This is a genomic window from Ectopseudomonas alcaliphila (assembly GCF_900101755.1).
Lineage (GTDB): Bacteria > Pseudomonadota > Gammaproteobacteria > Pseudomonadales > Pseudomonadaceae > Aquipseudomonas > Aquipseudomonas alcaliphila.
The window spans coordinates 88,427-111,996 of the sequence record NZ_FNAE01000001.1 but is presented as its reverse complement, the minus strand read 5'-3'; the positions used below and the strand labels follow the sequence as shown (position 1 = coordinate 111,996).

Annotated in this window: 19 protein-coding genes and 4 tRNA genes; 19 read left to right on the top strand and 4 right to left on the bottom strand. The window is 62.7% G+C overall.

The window, feature by feature from the left end; genetic code table 11:
• Positions 1-50: 50 nt before the first annotated feature.
• The 6 genes from BLR77_RS00530 to BLR77_RS00505 all read left to right on the top strand — a co-directional run bounded on the left by BLR77_RS00530 (position 51) and on the right by BLR77_RS00505 (position 2,084).
• A tRNA-Ala gene (locus tag BLR77_RS00530) sits at positions 51-126 on the top strand.
• Positions 127-174: 48 nt separating this feature from the next.
• A tRNA-Glu gene (locus BLR77_RS00525) sits at positions 175-250 on the top strand.
• Positions 251-297: 47 nt separating this feature from the next.
• Positions 298-373 (top strand) — tRNA-Ala (locus tag BLR77_RS00520).
• A 48-nt stretch (positions 374-421) separates the two neighbouring features.
• Positions 422-497: transfer RNA gene (locus BLR77_RS00515), tRNA-Glu, on the top strand.
• A gap of 184 nt (positions 498-681) precedes the next feature.
• Positions 682-1,221, top strand: coding sequence for a TetR/AcrR family transcriptional regulator (locus BLR77_RS00510; RefSeq protein ID WP_074674953.1), 540 nt, complete (start codon positions 682-684; stop codon positions 1,219-1,221).
• 23 nt (positions 1,222-1,244) lie between these two features.
• Positions 1,245-2,084, top strand: coding sequence for an alpha/beta hydrolase (locus BLR77_RS00505; protein WP_074674952.1), 840 nt, complete (start codon positions 1,245-1,247; stop codon positions 2,082-2,084).
• On the opposite strand, the gene BLR77_RS00500 is transcribed toward BLR77_RS00505, so the two are convergent.
• Positions 2,054-3,916: a sensor domain-containing diguanylate cyclase gene (locus BLR77_RS00500; RefSeq protein ID WP_238380527.1), complete on the bottom strand. Its 1,863-nt coding sequence runs from the start codon at positions 3,914-3,916 to the stop codon at positions 2,054-2,056. The two genes, BLR77_RS00505 and BLR77_RS00500, sit on opposite strands and share 31 nt — an antisense overlap.
• Positions 3,917-4,119: 203 nt before the next feature.
• Between BLR77_RS00500 and BLR77_RS00495 the strand changes: the two genes are divergently transcribed.
• Entirely contained in the window at positions 4,120-4,569 is a 450-nt protein-coding gene (locus tag BLR77_RS00495) for an acyl-CoA thioesterase (RefSeq protein WP_074674950.1), read from the top strand.
• A 6-nt stretch (positions 4,570-4,575) separates the two neighbouring features.
• On the opposite strand, the gene BLR77_RS00490 is transcribed toward BLR77_RS00495, so the two are convergent.
• Positions 4,576-4,971, bottom strand: coding sequence for a hypothetical protein (locus tag BLR77_RS00490; RefSeq protein WP_074674949.1), 396 nt, complete (start codon positions 4,969-4,971; stop codon positions 4,576-4,578).
• A 96-nt stretch (positions 4,972-5,067) separates the two neighbouring features.
• On the opposite strand from BLR77_RS00490, the gene BLR77_RS00485 reads away from it, so the two are divergent.
• On the top strand, positions 5,068-6,018 hold the full coding sequence (locus BLR77_RS00485) for a tRNA dihydrouridine synthase (protein ID WP_074674948.1): 951 nt from the start codon (positions 5,068-5,070) through the stop codon (positions 6,016-6,018).
• Positions 6,019-6,201: 183 nt separating this feature from the next.
• Positions 6,202-6,651, top strand: coding sequence for an Hsp20 family protein (locus BLR77_RS00480; protein WP_074674947.1), 450 nt, complete (start codon positions 6,202-6,204; stop codon positions 6,649-6,651).
• A gap of 56 nt (positions 6,652-6,707) precedes the next feature.
• Here BLR77_RS00480 and BLR77_RS00475 read toward each other — a convergent pair whose 3' ends face one another.
• Positions 6,708-9,995 carry a sensor domain-containing protein gene (locus BLR77_RS00475; RefSeq protein WP_074674946.1) on the bottom strand — a complete coding sequence of 1,096 codons (3,288 nt, stop codon included), beginning with the start codon at positions 9,993-9,995 and terminating at the stop codon, positions 6,708-6,710.
• Between the two features lie 103 nt (positions 9,996-10,098).
• Positions 10,099-10,980 (bottom strand): LysR family transcriptional regulator, encoded by an 882-nt coding sequence (locus tag BLR77_RS00470; RefSeq protein WP_013715120.1) that lies wholly within the window; start codon positions 10,978-10,980, stop codon positions 10,099-10,101.
• A gap of 224 nt (positions 10,981-11,204) precedes the next feature.
• Between BLR77_RS00470 and leuC the strand changes: the two genes are divergently transcribed.
• The 10 genes from leuC to folC all read left to right on the top strand — a co-directional run bounded on the left by leuC (position 11,205) and on the right by folC (position 23,563).
• Positions 11,205-12,632, top strand: a complete 1,428-nt coding sequence (gene leuC / locus BLR77_RS00465; RefSeq protein WP_074674945.1) for a 3-isopropylmalate dehydratase large subunit — start codon at positions 11,205-11,207, stop codon at positions 12,630-12,632.
• 11 nt (positions 12,633-12,643) lie between these two features.
• On the top strand, positions 12,644-13,291 hold the full coding sequence (gene leuD, locus BLR77_RS00460; RefSeq protein ID WP_074674944.1) for a 3-isopropylmalate dehydratase small subunit: 648 nt from the start codon (positions 12,644-12,646) through the stop codon (positions 13,289-13,291).
• 75 nt (positions 13,292-13,366) lie between these two features.
• On the top strand, positions 13,367-14,449 hold the full coding sequence (leuB, locus tag BLR77_RS00455) for a 3-isopropylmalate dehydrogenase (protein WP_074674943.1): 1,083 nt from the start codon (positions 13,367-13,369) through the stop codon (positions 14,447-14,449).
• Positions 14,450-14,505: 56 nt separating this feature from the next.
• Complete coding sequence (asd, locus tag BLR77_RS00450) at positions 14,506-15,618, top strand: aspartate-semialdehyde dehydrogenase (protein ID WP_074674942.1); 1,113 nt, start codon at positions 14,506-14,508, stop codon at positions 15,616-15,618.
• A 141-nt stretch (positions 15,619-15,759) separates the two neighbouring features.
• The gene (locus BLR77_RS00445) at positions 15,760-16,770 is read left to right on the top strand and encodes an aspartate-semialdehyde dehydrogenase (RefSeq protein ID WP_074674941.1); all 1,011 of its coding nucleotides are present in this window, start codon (positions 15,760-15,762) and stop codon (positions 16,768-16,770) included.
• A gap of 154 nt (positions 16,771-16,924) precedes the next feature.
• The gene (locus BLR77_RS00440) at positions 16,925-19,717 is read left to right on the top strand and encodes a motility hub landmark protein FimV (protein ID WP_074674940.1); all 2,793 of its coding nucleotides are present in this window, start codon (positions 16,925-16,927) and stop codon (positions 19,715-19,717) included.
• A gap of 7 nt (positions 19,718-19,724) precedes the next feature.
• Positions 19,725-20,588, top strand: coding sequence for a tRNA pseudouridine(38-40) synthase TruA (truA, locus tag BLR77_RS00435; protein WP_074674939.1), 864 nt, complete (start codon positions 19,725-19,727; stop codon positions 20,586-20,588).
• 24 nt (positions 20,589-20,612) lie between these two features.
• On the top strand, positions 20,613-21,266 hold the full coding sequence (locus tag BLR77_RS00430) for a phosphoribosylanthranilate isomerase (protein ID WP_074674938.1): 654 nt from the start codon (positions 20,613-20,615) through the stop codon (positions 21,264-21,266).
• A 138-nt stretch (positions 21,267-21,404) separates the two neighbouring features.
• Entirely contained in the window at positions 21,405-22,289 is an 885-nt protein-coding gene (gene accD, locus BLR77_RS00425; RefSeq protein ID WP_074674937.1) for an acetyl-CoA carboxylase, carboxyltransferase subunit beta, read from the top strand.
• A complete protein-coding gene (folC, locus tag BLR77_RS00420) occupies positions 22,286-23,563 on the top strand; it encodes a bifunctional tetrahydrofolate synthase/dihydrofolate synthase (protein ID WP_074674936.1) in 1,278 nt (425 codons plus the stop codon). Before accD ends, folC begins: the two co-directional genes overlap by 4 nt.
• Positions 23,564-23,570: the final 7 nt, after the last annotated feature.

Here is a 23,570-nt window from a genome sequence, read left to right as displayed (position 1 = left end):
TTGTTGACAGCCAATCGGGGCGCTCTTAACATGCGCCCCGTCCTCGAGATGGGGCTATAGCTCAGCTGGGAGAGCGCTTGCATGGCATGCAAGAGGTCAACGGTTCGATCCCGTTTAGCTCCACCAATCACTGTCAAGGCCAGCCTAGTGCTGGCCTTGTTGTTCGAAGGTTTTGTCCCCTTCGTCTAGTGGCCTAGGACACCGCCCTTTCACGGCGGTAACAGGGGTTCGAGTCCCCTAGGGGACGCCATTTTCCAGTCGCAGCGCGCAGGTGCTGCGAACCGACCGCAAGGTTACGGGGCTATAGCTCAGCTGGGAGAGCGCTTGCATGGCATGCAAGAGGTCAACGGTTCGATCCCGTTTAGCTCCACCAATCACACTCAAGGCCAGCCTAGTGCTGGCCTTGTCGTTCGAAGGTTTCGTCCCCTTCGTCTAGTGGCCTAGGACACCGCCCTTTCACGGCGGTAACAGGGGTTCGAGTCCCCTAGGGGACGCCATTTTTCTTGCCGCATTTGCGGGACCCAGGGGTCACTTCTTCGGAAGTGGCCCCTTTTTGTTTTCGCCCCTTCTTTTTCTGATGCTTGTGCGCCGGCCTTGTGACGCTGACCGGCGGTCGATGTGAAGGCTTGCAAATTAATATGATGGTCGTAATATTTCATTCATCATATTAAGGGTGCAGTCATGAGCGAGCGCAAAAGTGAAACCCGTAAGCGCATTCTCGCTGCGGCTGGGCGTGTACTCGCAGAGCGTGGACCTGGCGACCCGGCGGTGGCTGAGGTCATGGCTGCAGCGGGGCTGACGGTCGGCGGCTTCTATGCACACTTCGCCAGCAAGGACGCGCTGATGCTCGAGGCTTTTCGTCAGTTGCTCAAGGTGCGACGTGAGCGCGTGGCGCAGGTGGATCAGGGGCTGAAGGGCAGGGAGCGCAGGGTGCTCCTGGCCGCGTTCTACCTTTCGCGCAGGCACCGTGATGACCCTGACGAGCGTTGTCCGCTGCCGAGTTCGCTGGAGGAAATTACGCGGTTACCGGATGGCTTTCGTCAGGCCCTGGCTGAACACATTGAGCTGATGACCGCGCAGATGAGCGGGACGCCGGAAGAGGGCGATGTGGCGCTGGCTGACCTGGTGCTGATGATCGGTGGTCTGGCGCTGGCGCGGGCATTGGGGCCCGGCGAATTGTCCGATCGGGTGTTGCGTGCTGCCAAGTCGGCAGTGGTGTGAAACTGAGCACGAAGGAGAGGGTGATGAACCAGATGACCTGGGTACGTGGCGTCAATGCAACGCTGGGCAGAGTGGCGCCGCAACTGGTCGCCAGCCGTTTGCGCGAACGCTTCATGACGCCGCGCACGCTGCCGCCGCGAGATTGGGAGCTGCCGCTGCTGGCCAGTGCCGAGCGCATCACCCTGCGTTTCGGTCTCTCCGCGCTACGTTGGGGCAGCGGCCCTACGGTGTTGCTGATGCATGGCTGGGAAGGGCGCCCGACCCAGTTCGCGCTGCTGATCCGTGGCCTGGTCGATGCGGGTTATGGTGTCGTCGCACTGGATGCACCTGCCCATGGTCGCTCGCCAGGGCGTGAGGCCAACGTGGTGTTGTTCGCACGCGCGCTGCTCGAGGCGGCCAGTGAGCTGCCGCCGCTACGCGCCGTGATTGGTCACTCGATGGGCGGCGCCAGTGCGCTGCTGGCCACGCAGATGGGCTTGCGCAGCGAGACCCTGGTGACCATCGCTGCGCCGAGCCGGATTCTCGGTCTGTTACGTGGCTTTGCCCGGTTCATGGGGTTGCCTGCCGAGGCGCGTGCGCATTTCGTGCGTCAGGTGGAAAAGACCGCCGGTATCCCGGCTGCCCATCTCGACGTGCAGCGCTATCAGCTGGAATTGCCAGGCCTGATCGTGCATGCCGAGGATGATCAGGTGGTAGCGGTGAGCGAGGCCGATCTGATCCACAAGGCCTGGTTCGACAGCCAGCTGCTGCGTCTGCCGGCAGGTGGGCATCAGCGCCTGCTGAGTGATCCGTCGATCCTGCAGGCAGTGCTCGACCTGCTGGAACAGGTGCCTCAGGCGTCGTTGAAGGCTTTGGCTTCGTAGCTGACCACGCGGTTACGACCGCTCGCCTTGGCGCGATACAGGGCGCGGTCTGCCAGTTCTAGCCATTGCTCACCGCAGTTGGGGTCGCTCGGCACTCCGGCGTGCAGGCCGATGCTCAGGCTCAGCGATATCGACTGCTGTTGATAGATGCAAGGGTTCTGCGCGAGGTCTTCGCGCAGTTGTTCGGCCAGGTCGAGTGCGCCGGTAAGGTCGGTACTGTCGAGCAGGGCAACGAATTCTTCGCCGCCGAAGCGCGCCAGCAGATCGCTGCTGCGCAGGCGTTGCTGGATGCGCTGGGCCGCATGGCACAGACAGGCATCGCCAGCCAGATGGCCGTAGCGATCGTTGACCTGTTTGAAGTGATCCAGATCCATCATCAATATCGCCAGCGACTGTCGGCTGCGCTCGGCGCGGGCGCAGGCGCGAGCCAGCTCTTCGCTGAGTGTCTGCCGATTGAACAGGGCTGTGAGGCCGTCGCGACGATTCAGTTCGGCCAGGCGCAGGTTGGCGTTGGACAGCTGTTGCAAGGTGTCCTGCAGGGTCGCGGTACGCTCCTGTACGCGCTGTTCCAGGCTGTCGCTGATCTGCGTCTGCAGTTCCAGGTGCTTGGTTTGTTCGGTGCGCAGGCGGCGTTCCTGGTCGATCAGCTTGGCCTGGGCCAGGCGTTCGGCCTCCTGCACGTGGCGGATCCGTGAAGCCAGGGCGATGGAGAACACCGTCATTTCGATCAGGCCGCCAATCTGCTGGGCATGCAGGGTCAGCAGCGAGTAGGGCAGCAGCCCCGTGCCGGTGAGGATGCTGGCAAGGCTGGCAGCAATCAGCACGAACCAGCCCAGGGCGAACAGGCGCGCGGCTGCGTAACCGCCACGCCAGCGCAGCAGGGTGATGATGAAGGCGGCTATGGCGCAGGCCACCACCAGCACGAAGCTACCGATCAGGGCGGGTGCGTACGGGCCAAACAGTGCCATCCCCAGCACCAGCCAGGCGCAGATCTTCAGTGTATTGGTGACCCAGCGGTAAGGCTTCGCGGCCTTGTCCAGCTCCAGCACGCCGTAGGTGAAGTGAATGCCGAACAGGGTGGCCATTGCCGAGCTGAGCGGAAAGCTCAGTTGATGCCAGGTCAGGGCGTTGGGCCATAGCCATTGCAGGGCGAAACCGAGCTGAATGAACTGGTAGAGCGTGAAGCTGGCGACGAACAGGCTGTACCAGAGGTAATTGCGGTCGCGAGTGATGCAGAAAATGGACAGGTTGTAGATCAGCATCGCTACAAGGGCGCCGAAGAACAGGCCCTGCAGCAACAGGCTGCGCTGTTCCTGGTGATCGAAGGCATCGCGGGTCATCAGGCTGGCGCTGAGGTTGGCCGAGCCATCGGTTTGCATGCGTAGCCAGATGCGCTGCTGCTCGCCGGGCTGCAGATTGAGGGGGAGTACCAACTGCCGGTGATCGACCCAGCGCCAGTCAAAGGGGCGCTGGTCGCCGGCACGGTAGATGCGTTTGCCGTCCAGGCCGTAGGCGTCGAGTTGATCCAGCAGGGGATTGCCGATCAGCAGAACCCAGCCAAGCGAGCGATTATGTGGGTTGTGCACGTCCAGGCGCAGCCAATAGGTGCTGCCGCTGTAGCCGAAACTGGCATCTCGCCGGGCTACGGCCTGCCAGGCGGAGTCGGGGAGTGCGCGGACATCCATGAAGTCGGCCTGGCCGTCCGGGTCTTCCCAGAAGTGCATGTAGGGACCGGGCAGCGTCTGCGCCGGACCAATCGGCAATGGCAGGCTTTCTGCCCAGGTCAGCGCTGGCAGCAGCAAAAGCATCAATAGGCGCAGGATGGCAGTCAATTGCTCGTTCTCGGGCTCTCAGGCGAGTGCGCAGCATTATGGCGCGCGGCGATGACGCGATGAAAGCTCGGCACTGCATGGAAAGGCTGCGCGGCGTATTATGCGGCACCTGGCCGAACGGTCGTCGAGGATGCTGGCGGCCACGCTCTTGAATCGGATCGATCAGCTTGCCGCGTGCTGGCTGCAAACCTGGAGGTACAGTCATGAACTGGGAGCTACCCAGCCCCTTCGTCATCGATATCGAAGTGACGGCAGAGGATATCGATGGTCTCGGCCATGCCAACAACGCGGTGTACGTCAGTTGGCTGGAGCGCTGTGCCTGGCGGCATTCGCAGTTCCTGGGGCTGGATCTGGTCGAGTATCGTCGTCTGGATCGGGCCATGGCCGTGGTGCGTCACGAGATCGATTATCTGGCTAGCGCCTATGACGGGCAGCATCTGCAGATGGCGACCTGGATCGTCGAGTCCGACCAGCGGCTGAAGATGGATCGGCGCTTCCAGCTGATGCGCCCGGAAGATGGCGCCACCTTGTTGCGCGCCAAGACCACCTTTGTCTGCATCGAGCTGTCCAGCGGGCGCCCCAAGCGCATGCCGGCGGAATTCGTCGAAGGTTATGGCAAGGCGCTGATGCAGCCCTATCCGCTGGAGCTGTAAGGCCGCTCAGTCGATCATCGGCGCGAGAAATACCTGCTCCGGTTCGACCATGACGGCGAACTGGCGGGTTTCACCGGGCAGCAGCAGTACCGATTGCGCGACATCCGGCCCGCGACCGGCGCAGTAGCCATCCGGTGACATGGCCACGGCGACGCTCAGTTCGCCGCTGGGCAGATCCAGACTGGTGCGTTCGCCCGGGCCGAGTTTCGCCACTACCTGCTGGTTGACATAAAGCTCCACGTCGCAGGCATTCGGCGCGTTGTTGTCGCGGCTGAATATCAGGCGAGCCGGCGCGTCGGCAACCGGGTCTGCCGGCATTCGTTCGATGCCGCCAGGCAAGGCATCGCTGGCCTGCGCGCCCAAACAGCACATACCTAGAACGATCAGCGCGAGATAACGCATGGCGAGCCTCCCTGTTTGGCGAGGAGCCAGTGTCGCCCATCTTGCGCGCCGCGCGCGACCCCTTAAACTGTGCGCCCCCTTTTCCCGGACAACCTCATGCAAATCGCCCTGGCGCCCATGGAGGGGCTGGTCGACGAGATTCTGCGCGACGTACTGACTCGCATTGGCGGCATCGACTGGTGCGTCACCGAGTTCATTCGCGTCAGCGAACGACTGTTGCCGGCTGCCACCTATCACAAGCTCGCCCCTGAGCTCTTCACGGACGCTAGGACCCGGGCCGGCACGCCGATGCGCGTGCAGTTTCTCGGCTCCGATCCGCAGTGCCTGGCGGACAACGCCGCCTTCGCCTGCACGCTTGGCGCGCCGGTGATCGACCTCAATTTCGGTTGCCCGGCCAAGACGGTGAACAAGTCGCGCGGTGGCGCGGTATTGCTCAAGGAGCCTGAGCTACTGCACGCCATCGTCCGTGAGGTGCGGCGCACGGTGCCGGCCGAGATTCCGGTGACGGCGAAGATGCGCCTGGGTTTCGAGGGCAAGGAGGGCGCGCTGGACTGCGCGCGGGCGCTTGCCGAGGGCGGGGCGAGTCAGATCGTCGTGCATGCGCGGACCAAGGTGGAGGGCTACAAGCCGCCGGCGCACTGGGAGTGGGTGGCGCGGGTGCAGGAGGTGGTCGGTGTGCCGGTGTTCGCCAATGGCGAGGTGTGGACGCTGGACGATTGGCGCCGCTGCCGCGAGATCAGCGGCGTGGATGACATCATGCTGGGACGCGGCCTGGTTTCTCGCCCAGGGCTGGCGCGGCAGATCGCGGCAGTCAGGGCCGGTGAAGAGCCTGAGGAAATGAGCTGGGCCGAACTGCAGCCGCTGCTGCTCGACTTCTGGCAGCAGGCACGGCGCAAGCTGGCGCCACGCTATGCGCCGGGGCGCCTGAAGCAGTGGCTGGCGATGCTTACCCGTACCTACCCGGAAGCTGTCGCGCTGTTCGCCGAGGTGCGCCGCGAGCAGGATTGCGAGCGCATCGATCAGTTGCTGACTGAACAAACTCGATAAGAGCGAGCTCTGCTCGCGAAAGTGCGTTCGCGAACAGAGCTCGCTCCTACGCCATCCTCGTCCTTGCGCTCGATGATGAATGCATGGCTTGAAATTCCTCCGACCGACCTCAGATAAGTGACTGCGGGATGCCGAAGTCGGGTCCCGCGATATGACACTTGCTGACTCTTCAGGAGAATACTCATGAGCAACGTACTGTCCCTGGCCCCTCTGTTTCGCCAGTCCGTCGGTTTTGACCGTTTCAACGATCTTTTCGAATCTGCCCTGCGCAGCAATGACGCCGGCAGTTCCTACCCGCCCTATAACGTCGAGAAGCACGGCGAAGACCACTACCGCATCGTGGTCGCGGCTGCCGGCTTCGAGGAAGACGACCTGGAGCTGCAGGTCGAGCGTGGCGTGCTGACCGTGGTCGGCAACAAGCGTGATCGCAGCGCCGAGAGCATCAGCTACCTGCATCAGGGCATCGCCCAGCGCGCGTTCAAGCTGTCCTTCCGCCTGGCCGATCATATCGAGGTCAAGGGCGCCAATCTGGTCAATGGCCTGCTCCATGTCGAGCTGGAGCGCATCGTGCCGGAAGAGGCCAAGGCCAAGCGCATTCCCATCGGCAATCAGCGTCCCGCTCTGGAAAGCTGAGCCGGCGGCAGATGAAGAAGGCGCCCTGCGGGGCGCCTTTTTCGTTGCGCTCGACTTCAGCCGTGCTGGATCCCCAGCAGGTCGCGAAAGGCCTCCTGCGGCAGCGGTCTGCTGAACAGATAGCCCTGGTAGAGATGGCAGCCCTGCGCTTGCAGAAAATCCAGTTGGTCCTGCTGCTCGACACCCTCGGCGATCAGTGCCAGGCCCAGGCTGCGAGCCATGGCGACGATGGCGCGGATGATCTCGGCATCGTTGGGGTCGTTGGTCGCGTCCCGCACGAACGACTGGTCGATCTTCAGCATGTCCACCGGCAGGCGTTTGAGATAAGTCAGCGAACTGTAGCCAGTGCCGAAGTCGTCCATGGCGAAGCTGACGCCGTGCTTTTTCAGACGCAGCATCTTGCCGACGGTGTCGTCGATGTTCTGAATGACGATACCTTCGGTGATCTCCAGCTTGAGCATGGCGTTGGGCAGTTGGCTGTCGCGCAGGCTACCTGCGACCCGTTCGACGAAGTCGTGCTGGCGGAACTGCCGCGGGCTGATGTTGACGCACAGGCTGAAACGCTCGCCGTCGACCAGGCCGTCAGCCAGCAGTTGGGCGCAGAAATGGCAGGCCTCGGCCAGTACCCAGCCGCCGACCTCGACGATCAGCCCGCTCTCCTCCAGCACCTGGATGAACTGCGCGGGCGATTGTGGACCCAACTGCGGATGCTGCCAGCGCAGCAGTGCTTCGGCGCCGACCACCTTGCCATCACGGGCGTCCACCTGCGGCTGGAAGTGCAGTTCGAACTCGCCGCGCGCCAGGGCCAGGCGCAGATCGTTCTCCAGGCGCAGACGTGCGCTGGCGGCTTCCTGCATGGTGGTGCGAAACAATTGGATGGCGTTACGCCCGGAGTCCTTGGCGCGGTAGAGGGCGATATCGGCGCGCTTGAGCAGATCCGCCGGAGTATTACCGTGATCGGGAATCAGGGCGACGCCGATGCTCGGGGTCACCTGCAGGCGGTGACCGTCCAGCAGCATCGGTTCGGCGAGTAGCTGGCGCAGCTTGTCGGCGACCTGACGTACGTGACGGGTGACCTCCGAGCGTTTGCCTTCCAGGCCGGAGAGCAGCACCACGAATTCGTCGCCGCCGAGGCGGGCCACGGTGTCCTCCAGGCGCACGCTGGCTTCCAGGCGCGCGGTGACCAGACGCAGCACGGAGTCGCCGACGGGGTGGCCGAGTGAGTCGTTGATGTGCTTGAAGTGGTCGAGATCGAGAAACAACAGGGCGCCGCGCAGATCATGACGCTTGAGCAGGGCGATCTGTTGCGTCAGGCGGTCCATCAGCAGGGCGCGGTTGGGCAGGTTGGTCAGCGCGTCGTGGTAGGCCAGGTGCTGTACCTGTGCCTGCGCCTGCTTCAGTTCACTGATGTCGCGTGCGGTGAGCAGCAGGCAGGGCGCGCCATTGAGCTCGATGGGCTGCACGGAAACGTCGACCAGGTGCACCTCGCCGTCGCGATGTCGGCCGTGCATTTCCATGTGCAGCACCTGGCCCTGCTGGGTCAGGTGCTCGATCATCCGTGCGCGCTCTTCGGGGTAGGCCCAGATGTCCAGCTCGAAGGACGTGCGCCCGACGACTTCGTCCGGCAGATAGCCGGTGATGCGAGTGAAGCCTTCGTTGACCTCGATGTAGCGGCCGCTGTCACGTTCGGTGATGGTGATGGCGTCCGGGCTGGAGTGGAAGGCCTTGGCGAATTTCTCTTCCGAGGCTTGCAGGCGCTGCTCGCGCAGCAGTCGCTCGCTGATATCGACCAGCGTGCCGACCATGCGCTGCGGTTGGCCGGCATCGTCGAGCTGCAGTTTGGCGGTGCTCTCAAGAAAGCGCAGGCCGCCATTTTCCAGCTGCACGCGATAGGTGACCTGATAGTGACTGCGGCGCTCTTCGACCAGTTGCTGGTAGTTCTGGCGCAGGCTGTGTCGATCCTCCATTGGCACCTGGCGGAAAAAATCGAGGAAGGCGCCTTCAAAAGGTGCTGCTTCCAGCCCTTGCAGTTGCGCTGCGCGGGCGCTGGCAAACAACCGGCTACTGGGAATGTGCCAGTCCCAGGTCCCCAGGTCGGCGGACTCCAGGGCCAGGCGCAGGCGTTGCCTGCTCTCGTTCAATGCCAGCTCCTGCCTGCGCTGCTCGGTGATGTTGCGCACGGTGAGCACCAGGCAGGTGGTGCCGTTCAGCTCGATTTCGCCACCGAACAGCAAGTTGCTGGTGACGCTGCCATCACGGCTGAACAGCCGTACCTCAAGGTTGTTCAGACGCCCGGTCTGCACGGCTTCGAGCATACGTTGACGGTCGCTGGGGTCAGCCCAGATGCCCAGCTCCAGTGAGGTGCGGCCCACGGCTTCGGCGCTGCTCCAGCCAAATTGCTGCTCGAAGCTGGGATTGACCTCGATGAAGCGGCCGGTCGCGCGGTCAGTGATGGCTACCGCGTCGGGGGTGTGCATGAAGGCCTTGGCAAACTTCTCCTCGCTGGCGCGCAGCGCGTTTTCCGCACGCTTGCGTTCGCTGGTATCGAGGAAGGTGCAGAGCATCAGGCGTTCGCCCTGCAGTTCGATGTACTGGCTCGACAGTATGCCGTCGAGAATATCGCCGCCACGGGTGCGCAATTGGACTTCCTGAATCACCGGCTCCTGGCTCAGCGGCGCCTGTTGGCGCAGTTGGTCGCGCTGACTGGCGTGGACCCAGAGATTCAGTTCATGGGTGGGGCGGCCGAGAATTTCGCTGGCAGTCCAGCCGAAGGCCTGGGTGAAGTGCTGGTTGACCTCGACGATCTCGCTGTTGTCGTAGCGCACCAGCATCATGATGTCGGGGCTCAGGCGAAACAGGCTGGCGAAGCGTTCCTCGGAGGCGCGCAGGGCCTCGGCGCGCTCTTGCTGGGCGCTGATATCGCGGATCACACCGAACATGCGCGACCGGCCGTCGGCCTCGCGTTGCAGGCTGCCGGTGATCTCCAGCCAGTGCAGGCTGCCGTCTGGCCAGCGGATGCGGTGGCGCAGGGCGTTGCTGATCTGTTCGCCTTTGAGGATGGCATTGAACTTCGCCAGAACCTCGGCACGTTCCTCTTCGGGGATCAGCTCGATGTAGTGCAGTTCTCGTGTCATCGGGCGCTTGGGGTCGAGGCCGAACAGTGCCTGGGCGCCGCGTGACCAGTTCACCTGGCCACTGCGAATGTCCCAGTACCAGGTGCCGAGATGAGCACCGTTGAGCGCGGCCAGCAAACGCGGCGCGTCTTGCCAGGTCTGCTCGAACTCGGCGGGGTCCATCGCCGGTATGTGTGGCAGGGGCGGGGTCTGGTCAGTCGATCTGGCCATGGCCGAACCTTCCTCCGGAATGCGCGATGCGCGGGGCGGTCGTGAGTGGCATGTAGACACGTTTCTTATCGTTATGTCGCCACGTTAGTCGCAGGCTAGTCGCCTATGCAAGATCGTCGCGTTGGCTATCGAGCAGATCCATGAATGCCCGCGCGGCATTCGATAGCGTACGTTCGGTATGCAGGATGTAGCCCAGCTGGCGGGTCAGCTGGATGCCCGGTATCGGCAGGCGCGCGACCTGTTCGTCGAGCATGGTGCGCGGCAGCACGCTCCAGGCCAGGCCGATGGACACCATCATCTTGATGGTTTCCAGGTAATTGGTGCTCATGGCGATGTTGGGTGTCAGGCCCTGAGCCTCGAACAGGCGCTGGACGATGTGGTGGGTGAAGGTGTTGCCGCCAGGGAAGACGGCTGGGTGCTGTGCCACGTCGGCCAGGCTGATCACCTGGCTGCGGGCCAGGGGGTGTTCCGGTGCGGCGACGAAATCCAGCGGATCGTCCCACACGGCGACGGCGCGGATCGGTTCACGGGTTTCCGGAGCGAGGGTGATCACCGCCAGTTCGGCGCGGCCATGCAGGACTTCTTCGTATGCCACCTCCGAGTCGAGGAACTGGATATCCAGTGCCACCTGTGGGTGCGCGCGGGTAAAAGCACGCAGCAGGGCGGGCAGGCGATGCAGGCCGATGTGGTGACTGGTAGCCAGGGTCAGGCGGCCGCTGACTTCACCGGACAGGTTGGTCAGGGCGCGACGGGTATCGTCCAGCACGTTGAGAATCTGGTAGGCGCGCGGCAGCAGAGCCCGGCCGGCCTGGGTCAGGCCAATCTCGCGGCCGAGGCGATCGAACAGGCGCACGCCCAGTTGCTGTTCCAGGCCTGCGATGCGCTTGCTCACGGCGGGTTGAGTCAGGTGCAGGCGCTCGCCCGCTTCGGAAAAGCTGCCGGTTTCGGCGATGGCGATAAAGGCATTGAGGTTGGCCAGATCCATGGGGCGCTCCGGGGATGCAAAGATGCCCTGAGCTTACATTCCTTTGTGGAATCCTTTGAATAAAAAATATGAATTTGAGTTATTTCGTGCCTGGCAATAGCATTCTCCCCATAAGCCGAAGGGCCATTTTCGCCCAGGCATAGAAAAGTGCACTTCTGACGCCGGGCGGTGATAACGCAGGCAGTTTCCGGATGTGCTCAAAAGGCGCTGATGAGGTAAGGCTGATGACTGGCAAGACGCTCTACGACAAGCTCTGGGAAATGCACGAAGTGAAACGTCGCGACGACGGTTCTTCGTTGATCTACATCGATCGTCACATCCTTCACGAAGTGACCTCGCCGCAGGCCTTCGAGGGGCTGCGCCTGGCCGGACGCAAGCCGTGGCGCATCGACGCCAACATCGCCACCCCGGATCACAACGTGCCGACCACCAAGGCCGAGCGTCAGGGTGGTCTCGAGGCCATCGCCGACGAAGTCTCGCGCATTCAGGTGCAGACCCTGGACGAGAACTGCGATGACTTCGGCATCCTCGAGTTCAAGATGAACGACGTGCGCCAGGGCATCGTCCACGTGGTCGGGCCGGAGCAGGGCGCTACCTTGCCGGGCATGACCGTGGTCTGCGGCGATTCGCACACTTCCACCCATGGCGCCTTCGGTGCGCTGGCCCACGGCATTGGCACCTCGGAAGTCGAGCACGTGCTCGCTACCCAGTGCCTGGTGGCCAAGAAAATGAAGAACATGCAGGTGCGCGTCGAAGGCAAGCTGCCGTTCGGCGTCACCGCCAAGGACATCGTGCTTGCTGTGATCGGCAAGATCGGCACCGCCGGCGGCAACGGCCATGCCCTGGAATTCGCCGGCAGCGCGATTCGCGATCTGTCGCTGGAAGGCCGCATGACCATCTGCAACATGTCCATCGAGGCCGGTGCCCGTGTCGGCCTGGTGGCTGTGGACGAAAAGACCATCGCCTACGTCAAGGATCGCCCGTTCGCGCCCAAGGGCAGCGACTGGGACAAGGCCGTGGCGCAGTGGCAGGGCCTGGTGTCTGACGCCGATGCGGTGTTCGATACCGTTGTCGAGCTCAGGGCCGAGGACGTCAAGCCGCAGGTGAGCTGGGGCACTTCGCCGGAAATGGTCCTGGCCGTCGACCAGAACGTGCCGGACCCGGCCGTCGAAGCCGACCCGGTGAAGAAGGACTCGATCATCCGCGCACTCAAGTACATGGGCCTGAGCGCCAATCAGCCGATCACCGATATCCAGCTGGACCGCGTATTCATTGGCTCCTGCACCAATTCGCGTATCGAAGACCTGCGTGCTGCCGCCGAGGTGGCCAAGGGGCGCAAGGTCGCCAGTACCGTCAAGCAAGCCATGGTGGTGCCGGGTTCTGGCCTGGTGAAACAGCAGGCCGAGGCCGAGGGGCTGGACAAGATCTTCATCGAGGCAGGTTTCGAATGGCGTGAGCCGGGCTGCTCCATGTGCCTGGCGATGAACCCGGACAAGCTGGGCAGCGGCGAGCATTGCGCTTCCACCTCCAACCGCAACTTCGAAGGCCGTCAGGGCGCCGGTGGTCGTACCCATCTGGTAAGCCCAGCCATGGCTGCCGCTGCGGCAGTGACCGGTCGTTTCATCGACGTTCGCGAATTGATCCAGGCCTGAGGAGTTAGATGATGAAAGCCTTCACCCAACACACCGGCCTGGTCTGCCCGCTCGACCGCGCCAACGTCGACACCGACCAGATCATTCCCAAGCAGTTCTTGAAGTCGATCAAGCGCACCGGCTTTGGCCCCAACCTGTTCGACGAGTGGCGCTATCTGGACATCGGCCAGCCGAACCAGGACAACTCCAAGCGCCCGATCAACAAGGATTTCGTGCTCAATTTCCCGCGCTACCAGGGCGCCAGCGTGCTGCTGGCCCGTGAGAACTTCGGCTGCGGCTCCTCGCGCGAGCACGCGCCGTGGGCGCTGGACGAGTACGGTTTCCGTGCGGTGATCGCGCCGAGCTTCGCTGATATCTTCTTCAACAACAGCTTCAAGAACGGCCTGCTGCCGATCGTCCTCAAGGACGAAGAGGTCGATGCTCTGTTCGAGCAGGCCGAGGCCACCGAGGGTTACCAACTGACCGTCGACCTCCAGGCGCAGACCGTGACTCGTCCGGATGGCGTGCAGTACGCCTTCGAGGTCGATGCCTTCCGCAAGCATTGCCTGCTCAATGGCCTCGACGACATCGGCCTGACCCTGCAGGATCAGGATGCGATCAAGGCGTTCGAGGTCGGTTATCAGCAGAGCAGCCCCTGGCTGTTCGGCGCAATCAAGTAGGGTGCGCTGTGCGCACCGACTGACTCACTGTTTAAATGGTGCGCACGGCGCACCCTACTGCGTATTGAGGATGCAATGAGCAAGCAGATTCTGGTTCTTCCTGGCGACGGTATCGGCCCGGAAATCATGGCCGAGGCGGTCAAGGTGCTGAACCTGGCCAACGACAAGTACACCCTGGGTTTCGAACTGAGCTTCGATGACCTGGGCGGCGCCGCCATCGACCGCTACGGTGTGCCGCTGGCTGACGAGACCCTGGCGCGCGCCAAGGCTGCCGATGCCGTGCTGCTCGGCGCCGTCGGCGGGCCGAAGTGGGACACCATCGACCCGGCCATCCGCCCCGAGCGCGGCCTGCTGAAGATCCGTTCGCAACTGGGCCTGTTCGGCAACCTGCGTCCGGCCATCCTCTATCCGCAACTGGCCGAGGCCTCCAGCCTCAAGCCGGAAGTGGTCGCGGGCCTGGACATCCTTATCGTCCGTGAGCTGACCGGCGGCATCTACTTCGGCCAGCCGCGCGAGAGCAAGGTGCTGGAAAACGGCGAGCGCATGGCTTACGACACTCTGCCGTACAGCGAGAGCGAAATCCGCCGCATCGCCAAGGTCGGTTTCGACATGGCCCGTGTACGCGGCAAGAAGCTGTGCTCGGTGGACAAGGCCAACGTCCTGGCCTCCAGCCAGCTGTGGCGTGCGGTGGTCGAGGAAGTGGCCAAGGACTATCCGGACGTCGAGCTGAGCCACATGTACGTCGACAACGCCGCCATGCAGCTGGTGCGTGCGCCCAAGCAGTTCGACGTGATGGTCACCGACAACATGTTTGGTGACATTTTGTCTGATGAAGCTTCGATGCTGACCGGCTCCATCGGCATGCTGCCGTCGGCATCCCTGGATGCCAACAACAAGGGCATGTACGAGCCGTGCCATGGCTCCGCGCCGGACATCGCCGGCAAGGGCATCGCCAACCCGCTGGCCACCATTCTCTCGGTGTCCATGATGCTGCGTTACAGCTTCGGCCAGGTCGCTGCCGCCGATGCCATCGAGAAGGCCGTGAGTCTGGTGCTGGATCAAGGCCTGCGTACCGGCGACATCTGGTCCGAGGGCAAGACCAAGGTCGGTACCGCTGCGATGGGTGATGCAGTAGTCGAAGCGCTGCGTAGTCTGTAATCTTCCCAGCCCCGCCGGGGTGGTTCCGGCGGGCTGTTTATATAGGTGTAGTCGTTATGAAACGTGTAGGTCTGATCGGTTGGCGTGGCATGGTCGGTTCCGTGCTCATGCAGCGCATGCTGGAAGAGCGGGACTTCGACCTGATCGAGCCGGTGTTCTTCACCACTTCCAATGTGGGTGGCCAAGGCCCTGTCATTGGCAAGGACATCGCTGCGCTGAAAGATGCCTACAGCATTGACGACCTCAAAGGCCTGGACGTGATCCTGACCTGTCAGGGTGGCGACTACACCAGCGAAGTCTTCCCCAAGCTGCGTGAAGCCGGTTGGCAGGGCTACTGGATCGATGCCGCCTCCAGCCTGCGCATGGATGACGACTCGGTCATCGTGCTCGATCCGGTCAACCGCAAGGTGATCGACCAGGCGCTGGACGCTGGAACCAAGAACTACATCGGCGGCAACTGCACTGTCAGCCTGATGCTGATGGCGCTCGGCGGCCTGTACGAAGCCGGTCTGGTGGAGTGGATGAGCGCCATGACCTACCAGGCCGCTTCCGGCGCTGGTGCGCAGAACATGCGTGAACTGATCAAGCAGATGGGCGCGATCAACGGCGCCGTCGCCGATGAATTGGCCGACCCGGCCAGTGCCATCCTCGACATCGATCGCAAGGTTGCCGAAGCCATGCGTGGCGAAGGTTTCCCGGTCGACAACTTCGGTGTACCACTGGCCGGCAGCCTGATTCCGTACATCGACAAGGAACTGCCGAACGGGCAGAGCCGTGAAGAGTGGAAGGCTCAGGCCGAAACCAACAAGATCCTCGGTCGCTTCAAGAACCCGATCCCGGTCGACGGCATTTGCGTGCGCATCGGCGCCATGCGTTGCCACAGCCAGGCGCTGACCATCAAGCTGAACAAGGATGTGCCGATGGCCGATATCGAAGGCCTGATCAGCCAGCACAACCCCTGGGTCAAGCTGGTGCCGAATCATCGTGAGGATTCCATTCGCGACCTCGGCCCGACAGCCGTCACTGGCACCCTCAGTGTTCCGGTCGGTCGTCTGCGCAAGCTCAACATGGGTTCGCAGTTCCTGGGGGCTTTCACCGTGGGCGACCAGCTGTTGTGGGGCGCTGCCGAGCCGCTGCGGCGCATGCTGCGGATCCTGCTGGAGCGCTAACAGCGAGGCTGGCATCCAGCGTCAAACAAAGCCCCTCTGCTTCGGCAGGGGGGCTTTGTCTTTTCGGGGGCTGCGCAAGCCGATTGCCTGGGCGATGGGGCGCAGTTACAGTGCCGCTCCTTCTGTGTCGTAGGTCAGCTCATGAGTCAGTCCATCAATATCGCCGTGATCGGCGCCACCAGTAATGTCGGCGAAGCACTGGTCGAATTGCTCGAAGAGCGTGAGTTCCCGGTGAAGGATCTGCATCTGCTGGCCAGTAGCGAATCGGCTGGGCAGAGCCTTTCCTTTCGCGGTCGGCAGGTGCGGGTCAGATCGCTCGACGCTTTCGATTTCACCCAGGTGCAACTGGCGTTCTTTGCCGCGGGCTCTGAGGTCACACGCGCTCACCATGAGCGCGTGGTCGCAGCCGGTTGCTCGGTCATAGACCTGAGCGCCGCTTTGCCGCTGGAGCAGGCGCCATGTGTATTGCCCGAGCTTGGCGCCGAGGGTTTGCCGGCATTGACCACGCCGTGGCGCGTCAGTGCGCCGACGCCTTCGGCGGTTGCCTGTGCGCTGGTGCTGGCGACGTTGAGCCCTGTACTGCGCCCCGAGCAGCTGCAGGTGACTGCCATGCTGTCCATATCGACGCTGGGGCGCAGTGGTGTGCAGGAGTTGGCACGGCAGACCGCTGAGCTGCTCAATGGGCGGCCACTGGAGCCCAAGACAGTGGATCGACAGATCGCGTTCAACCTGCTGGCGCAGGTCGGCGAGGTGGACGATCAGGGCCATGCTCAGTTGGAGAAACGTCTGGCAGCCGAGATTCAGCAATTATTGAGCCTGCCTGAACTTCCGGTGGCAGCGACCTGCGCCTTGGTGCCGGTGTTCTTTGGCGATAGTCTCGCGCTGGGCGTGTATGCTGATTCGGCTATCGATATCAGTGCAGTGCAGCAGTTGCTCGAGGTCGCGCAAGGCATCGAGTTGGTAGAGGCTGGCGACTATCCGACTGCAGTGGGCGATGCGGTGGGGCAGGATCAGGTCTATGTAGGACGTGTCCGTCGTGGCGTGAGCGATCCAAGGCAACTCAATTTGTGGATTGCGTCTGATAATGTAAGAAAAGGCGCCGCCCTGAATGCTGTGCAGATAGCTGAGTTATTGATAAAACACTATCTGTAAAAGATACTTACCTAGAAATTTGAAGAATCTTTCTAGCTTGGCAATACTGGCTGAGTTGATTGCTGAATGGGGAGCCGCTCGTGGAGCGGAGGCAGGCAGCAGTTCTCAAGACCCTCTCGCATGCCGAGAAAAAGATAAAACAAGGGATAACGCTATGGTTCGGGTTCGCAAACTGGTGCTGGCAATCGCAGCCGCTTCCGCGCTGTCTTCCGGTATGGCGCATGCGCTGGGATTGGGTGAGGTTACCCTGCAATCGTCGCTGAATCAGCCGTTGGTAGCGGAAATCGAATTGCTGGAGGTGCGTGATCTTGCTTCCAACGAGGTAATTCCCAGCCTCGCGTCCCCTGAGGAGTTCGTCAAAGCTGGCGTTGATCGTCAGTATTTTCTGACCGATCTCAAGTTCACTCCGGTATTGAAGCCGAATGGCAAGAGCGTTATCCGCATCACGTCGAGCAAGACCGTGCGTGAGCCTTACCTCAACTTCCTGGTTGAAGTGCTCTGGCCGAACGGTCGCTTGCTGCGCGAATACACCCTGCTGCTCGACCCGCCACTTTACTCGCCGCAACCGTCCGTAGCCGCTGCCCCGCAGCTGCCGGTTGCCGCGCCCGCGCCGCGTCCGTCTGCTGCGCCTGCTCCCGCACCGGCCAGTGCTGCACCTGCTGCGGCCCCGCGTCCTGTCGCGCCGGCACCCGCGTCGCGCGCCATTTCCGGTAACGAATACAGAACCACTGCCAACGATACGCTCTGGGAAATCGCCCAGCGTGTCAGCGGTGGCTCGGTCAATCAGGCCATGCTGGCTATCCAGGATCTGAATCCGGATGCCTTCATCGGCGGCAATATCAACCGTATGAAGAGCGGTCAGGTACTGCGTCTGCCGGATGAACAGCAGATTCGCAGTCGCAGCAATGCCGAGGCGATCGCTCAGGTCGCCGAGCAGAATGCAGCTTGGCGTGAAGGCCGTGCTGTTGCCTCGCGTCAACTGGATGCCACCCGCCGTACCACCGCTGGCGCCGCACCGGCGACTGCAGAAGCGAGTGACAGTCTGAAGCTGGTTGCTGCTGAAGCAGGTCAGTCCACTCGCGGTAGCGATGCCGGTTCGGCTGGCAGCAAAGCGCTGGCCGACAAGCTGGCAGTGACTCAGGAAAGCCTGGATTCGACCCGTCGCGAGAACGCCGAGTTGCAAGGCCGTGTTGGTGATCTGCAGAGTCAGCTGGACAAATTGCAGCGCCTGGTCGAATTGAAAGATAGTCAGTTGGCCAAGTTGCAAGCCGACCTGTCGGCGGCCTCCGACGAGTCGGCGCCGGAAGCCCCGGCTACGGAGCCCGAGGTCGCGCCGCCTGCTGAGGAGGCGGCAACGCCGCCCACTACGCCGCCTGAGGAGGCGGCACCCGACTACAACTATTCCGAGGAACCGGCTGCGCCTGTCGAGGACAGCGCCGCCGCAACCCAACAGCCGGCCAGTGAGCCGGCTGCTGCCGTTGAACCAGTTGCCCCGGCCACACCCGTCGAAGCAGCCAAGCCAGCAGCGCCGGCTCCTGCCCCAGCCCCGCAGAGCTTCATCGATGACCTGATGGCCAACCCGATGACGTTGGGTCTGGCCGGTGGCGGTGCGCTTCTGCTCCTGCTGGTCGGCCTGATGGCACTGTCGCGCCGCAACGCCATGAAAGAGTCCGAGCTGCAAGACGAACTGGCCGACGACCTGTCCCAAGACCAGGCCTTCGCCTCCGACCTGGACATGCCTGAAGACAGCTTCGCCGGTCTCGATGACGAGCCTGTCCAGAGCGCTCAGACCGCTGGCGAAGAGCGTGTTACGGCGCAGACTGGCGACGCGCTGGGCGAGGCTGATATCTACATTGCTTACGGGCGCTTCAATCAGGCGGCCGAACTGCTGCAGAACGCGATCAACGACGAGCCACATCGTGCCGATCTGCGTCTGAAGCTGATGGAAGTCTACGCCGAGCTGGGTGATCGCGAAGGTTTTGCCCGTCAGGATAACGAGCTGCGCGAAATCGGCGGCGTGAATGCCGAAGCCGAGCAACTGAAGTCCAAGTACCCGGCAATCGCTGCCTTTGCAGGGGCGGGCGCCATGGCTGCCGCCGCCTCCGTCGATGACGACATGGGCGAGTTCAGTCTGGACGATCTCAGCCTGGATGAGCCGGCTGCACAAGCACCTGCTTCCACTGCTGGCGATCTGGATGATGCCTTCGATCTGAGCCTCGACGACCTTGAGGCCGATCTGGAGAGTGATATTCAGTCGGCCAAGGCTGAGCAGGCGCCGCTGTCGCTGGACGATGATCTGGACTTCGGTCTGGTCGATGAGCCCGCTGCGCCGGCTGCTTCTGCCGCCGACGATCTGGGCTTCGATTTGGCCCTGGATGATGACAAGGTTGAACTGTCCCAGCCGACCGACGATCTGTCCGCCTTCAGCCTGGATCTGGATGAGCCGGCTGCGGCTGTCAGCGACGAAGCCGACGATTTCCTGCTGAGCCTCGATGACGATGCACCGCTGAGCCAGTCCGCTGACGACCTCTCCGGTCTGAGCCTTGATCTGCCGGAAGAAGCGCCGTCTGCCGATCTCGATCTGCCGGCTGACTTCGATCTGTCGCTCGAGGACGAAGCTCCGGTTCAGCCTGCTATCGCACCTGACAGCTTCGCCGCGCAGCTGGACGAGGTGACCGCCGAGCTGGATCAGCTGTCGACTGGTTTCGAAGAGCCGCAAGCAGCTCCGCTGGCGCCGGCCGACAGTCTGTCCACTGATCTGGATGGCGACGATGACTTCGACTTCCTGTCCGGCACCGATGAAACCGCGACCAAGCTGGATCTGGCTCGGGCCTACATCGACATGGGCGACACCGAAGGTGCGCGCGACATTCTTGATGAAGTGATTGCCGAGGGCAGCGATGCTCAGCAGCAGGAAGCTCGCGAGATGATTGCCAAGATGGTTTGATTGATAGATGTCTGACGCAGTACCTGTAGCGGCCGCCGAAATGGCGGCCGCTGGCTTTTTCAGAATCGCCCTGGGCCTCGAATACAAGGGCGCACGTTATCGTGGGTTCCAGCGCCAGGGCGCGAACGTGCCTTCGATCCAGGGTCACCTGGAAACTGCCTTGTCCAAGGTCGCTGGTGGCGCTCCGGTGAGCATTCTCTGCGCGGGGCGTACCGATGCCTCTGTGCATTCCAGTGGTCAAGTTGTGCATTTCGACACCACTGTCGAGCGTTCGCTGCACGCCTGGATCATGGGCGCCAACATGAATTTGCCCGGTGACATCAGCGTGACCTGGGCGAAGGTGATGCCGGCGCACTTTCATGCGCGCTTCTCGGCCATGGCGCGACGCTACCGCTACGTGATCTACAACGATCCGATTCGCCCGGCGCACATGGCCGAGGAAGTGACCTGGAATCATCGACCGCTGGATGTGGCGCGCATGCGTGAAGCCGCCCTGGCGCTGGTCGGCACCCATGATTTCAGCGCCTTCCGGGCAACGCGCTGCCAGGCCAAGTCACCGGTCAAGACCGTGCACCACCTGCAGTTGATCGAGCACGGCCGTTTCATCGTGCTGGATATCCGCGCCAATGCTTTCCTGCATCACATGGTGCGTAACATCGCCGGTGTGTTGATGACCATTGGTGCTGGTGAGCGGCCGCCGGAGTGGGCGCGTGAGGTGCTCGAGCGCGGCGATCGGCATAGCGGGGGGGTGACAGCGCATCCCTACGGTCTATATCTGATACAGGTCGATTACCCGCAGGAGTTCGAATTGCCGCAGCGCTATCTCGGGCCGCATTTTCTCTCCGGTCTGCCGGACGTGCGACAGCCATAACCCTTTGTTACCATCCGAGCCCGGATGGCGAGAGGTATGAACGTGACGGTCGTACGCAGCAAGATTTGTGGGATCACCCGCGTCGAAGATGCTCTGGCGGCGGTGGAGGCGGGTGCCGACGCCATTGGTCTGGTGTTCTACGGGAAAAGCCCGCGAGCGGTCAGCGTCGAGCAGGCCTCTGCGATCTTGCAGGCCTTGCCGCCGTTCGTGACCAGTGTCGGGCTGTTCGTCGACATGCCGCGCGACGAGTTGCAGCAGTTGTTGCAGCGCCTGCCGCTGGATCTGCTGCAGTTTCACGGTGACGAGTCGCCGGCCGACTGTGAAGGCCATGGCCGCCCCTATATCAAGGCGCTGCGGGTTCGCCCCGGTGAGGACGTGTCGGCAGCCATGGCGCCCTACACTGGTGCGCGCGGTATTCTGCTGGATACCTTCGTCGAAGGCGTTCCGGGCGGTACCGGGGCTTCGTTCGACTGGTCGCTGGTGCCTGAACGTGCCGCCAAGCCAATCATCCTGGCCGGCGGCCTCGATGCAGGTAATGTCGCGGCGGCTATTTGCCAGGTGCGTCCCTATGCCGTGGATGTCAGTGGTGGGGTAGAGGCCAGTAAAGGCATAAAGGATGTAGACAAGATTCGTGCATTCGTGCGGGCGGTGCATGATGCTCAATGTGACGGCGATTGAAGCAGGGCCGTCAATTAGCCTGTCACGCCGCCATGGCTCGTTTCGACGGGTGCTGGGTGCGGCAGAAAAGAATTGCTGGAGATGGGCGTTTCACGATGAGGCGTTCATCCGAACCAACGGTTATGGAGAAATGACAGCATGAGCAACTGGTTGGTAGACAAACTCATTCCCTCGATCATGCGTTCCGAGGTGAAGAAGAGCTCTGTGCCCGAGGGCCTGTGGCACAAATGTCCGTCCTGTGATGCCGTGCTCTACCGTCCTGAGCTGGAAAAGACACTCGATGTCTGCCCCAAGTGCAATCACCACATGCGTATCGGTGCTCGTGCGCGTATCGACCTCTTCCTCGATGCCGAGGGGCGCGAGGAAATCGGTGCCGATCTCGAGCCGGTCGACCGCCTGAAATTCCGCGACAGCAAGAAGTACAAGGATCGTCTGGCCGGTGCGCAGAAGCAGACTGGCGAGAAAGATGCACTGATCTCCATGAGCGGCACCCTCGAAGGCATGCCGATCGCCGTTTGCGCGTTCGAGTTCTCCTTCATGGGGGGCTCCATGGGTGCCATCGTTGGCGAGCGTTTCGTCCGTGCGGCCAATGTCGCACTGGAAAAACGCTGCCCGCTGGTGTGCTTCTCCGCTTCGGGCGGCGCGCGCATGCAGGAAGCACTGATCTCGCTGATGCAGATGGCCAAGACTTCCGCCGCTCTGGCGCGTCTGCGTGAAGAAGGCCTGCCGTTCATCTCCGTGCTGACCGACCCGGTCTACGGCGGTGTTTCCGCCAGCCTGGCAATGCTTGGAGATGTCATCGTGGCCGAGCCGAAGGCGCTGATCGGTTTCGCCGGCCCGCGCGTGATCGAGCAGACCGTGCGCGAGAAGCTGCCGGAAGGCTTCCAGCGTAGCGAGTTCCTGCTGGAGCATGGCGCCATCGACATGATCATTTCGCGCGATGAACTGCGTCCGCGCCTGGCGCGTCTGCTTGCGCAAATGATGAATCGTCCCTCTCCGGTTTCCCTGCCGGCCACTGCATGACCGAACGTAGCCTGGGCGAGTGGCTCGCCTACCTCGAGCAGTTGCATCCTTCGGCCATCGACATGGGGCTGGAGCGCTCGCGTGAGGTGGCGCTGCGGCTCGGCCTGGGCAAACCTGCGCCATTGGTGGTCACCGTCACCGGTACCAATGGCAAGGGTTCTACCTGCGCCTTTCTAGCCAGCCTGATCGCAGCCCAGGGCCAGCGTGTCGGTGTCTACAGTTCGCCGCACCTGCTGCGTTACAACGAGCGTGTGCTTGTGCAAGGGCGAGAAGCAAGCGACGAAGAGCTATGCCAGGCTTTTGCCGCGGTCGAAGCAGCCCGTGGCGAGATCTCGCTGACCTATTTCGAGATGGGAACGCTGGCGGCCTTCTGGTTGTTCGAGCGTGCCCAGCTGGATGCCGTGGTGCTCGAGGTCGGCCTCGGTGGGCGCCTGGATGCGGTGAACCTGGTCGATGCCGATCTGGCCCTGATCACCAGCATTGGTCTGGATCATGCTGACTGGCTGGGCGATACCCGTGAATCGGTCGCTTTCGAAAAGGCCGGGATCATGCGCGCCGGCATGCCTGCATTGTGCGGTGATCTCGACCCGCCGCAGCCATTGCTGCAGCAGGCAGTCACGCTGGATACGCCGCTCTTCCTGCGCAGTCGTGACTATGACCTGAATGTGCAAGCGCAGGACTGGTCCTGGTATGGCCTCGACGCAAAAGGCCAGGTACTGCGACTCGAGCACCTACCGCTTCTCGATCTGCCGATGGAAAACGCGGCGCTGGCGTTGCAGGCCTATGCACTGCTGCCGTTGCCGTGGAATCACCAGCAGATCGTTCAGGCCCTGCTCGCCACGCGGGTAACCGGGCGCCTGGATCGTCGCGCGCTGGATTGGCGAGGCAAGTCACTCACACTGTTGCTCGATGTTGGGCATAATCCTCATGCCGCCGATTATCTGGCGCAGCGCCTGGAGAGTCGCTCGCTGGCCGGGAAGCGTTGGGCAGTGTTCGGTTTATTGGCCGACAAGGATCTGCCTGGCGTGGTGGCGCCGCTTCTGAGTCTGGTTGCTGGCTGGGCCGTGGCGCCGCTGGATACGCCGCGATCACGCTCTGCCGACGAGCTGGCCGAGCACCTGCGGGGGCTGGGCGTGGCAGTGACGCAATATCCGGCTGTACGTGCCGCGCTCGATGCGCAGTGCGAACAGGCGGCAGAGGGTGACGAGATACTGTTGTTCGGATCGTTTTTCTGCGTGGCCGAGGCCCTGGATTGGCTGGCCCGCCCGGCTTGATAAGGGG

Bases quoted from the DNA above. Each gene is read 5' to 3' on its own strand.
- BLR77_RS00480 (WP_074674947.1), top strand. From the start codon at position 6,202: ATGAGCAACGTACTGTCCCTGGCCCCTCTGTTTCGCCAGTCCGTCGGT.
- leuB (WP_074674943.1), top strand. From the start codon at position 13,367: ATGAGCAAGCAGATTCTGGTTCTTCCTGGCGACGGTATCGGCCCGGAA.
- BLR77_RS00470 (WP_013715120.1), bottom strand. From the start codon at position 10,980: ATGGATCTGGCCAACCTCAATGCCTTTATCGCCATCGCCGAAACCGGC.
- asd (WP_074674942.1), top strand. From the start codon at position 14,506: ATGAAACGTGTAGGTCTGATCGGTTGGCGTGGCATGGTCGGTTCCGTG.
- leuC (WP_074674945.1), top strand. From the start codon at position 11,205: ATGACTGGCAAGACGCTCTACGACAAGCTCTGGGAAATGCACGAAGTG.
- BLR77_RS00510 (WP_074674953.1), top strand. From the start codon at position 682: ATGAGCGAGCGCAAAAGTGAAACCCGTAAGCGCATTCTCGCTGCGGCT.
- leuD (WP_074674944.1), top strand. From the start codon at position 12,644: ATGAAAGCCTTCACCCAACACACCGGCCTGGTCTGCCCGCTCGACCGC.
- BLR77_RS00495 (WP_074674950.1), top strand. From the start codon at position 4,120: ATGAACTGGGAGCTACCCAGCCCCTTCGTCATCGATATCGAAGTGACG.
- BLR77_RS00475 (WP_074674946.1), bottom strand. From the start codon at position 9,995: ATGGCCAGATCGACTGACCAGACCCCGCCCCTGCCACACATACCGGCG.
- BLR77_RS00445 (WP_074674941.1), top strand. From the start codon at position 15,760: ATGAGTCAGTCCATCAATATCGCCGTGATCGGCGCCACCAGTAATGTC.
- accD (WP_074674937.1), top strand. From the start codon at position 21,405: ATGAGCAACTGGTTGGTAGACAAACTCATTCCCTCGATCATGCGTTCC.
- BLR77_RS00505 (WP_074674952.1), top strand. From the start codon at position 1,245: ATGAACCAGATGACCTGGGTACGTGGCGTCAATGCAACGCTGGGCAGA.
- BLR77_RS00485 (WP_074674948.1), top strand. From the start codon at position 5,068: ATGCAAATCGCCCTGGCGCCCATGGAGGGGCTGGTCGACGAGATTCTG.
- truA (WP_074674939.1), top strand. From the start codon at position 19,725: ATGTCTGACGCAGTACCTGTAGCGGCCGCCGAAATGGCGGCCGCTGGC.
- BLR77_RS00440 (WP_074674940.1), top strand. From the start codon at position 16,925: ATGGTTCGGGTTCGCAAACTGGTGCTGGCAATCGCAGCCGCTTCCGCG.
- BLR77_RS00430 (WP_074674938.1), top strand. From the start codon at position 20,613: ATGGCGAGAGGTATGAACGTGACGGTCGTACGCAGCAAGATTTGTGGG.
- BLR77_RS00490 (WP_074674949.1), bottom strand. From the start codon at position 4,971: ATGCGTTATCTCGCGCTGATCGTTCTAGGTATGTGCTGTTTGGGCGCG.
- folC (WP_074674936.1), top strand. From the start codon at position 22,286: ATGACCGAACGTAGCCTGGGCGAGTGGCTCGCCTACCTCGAGCAGTTG.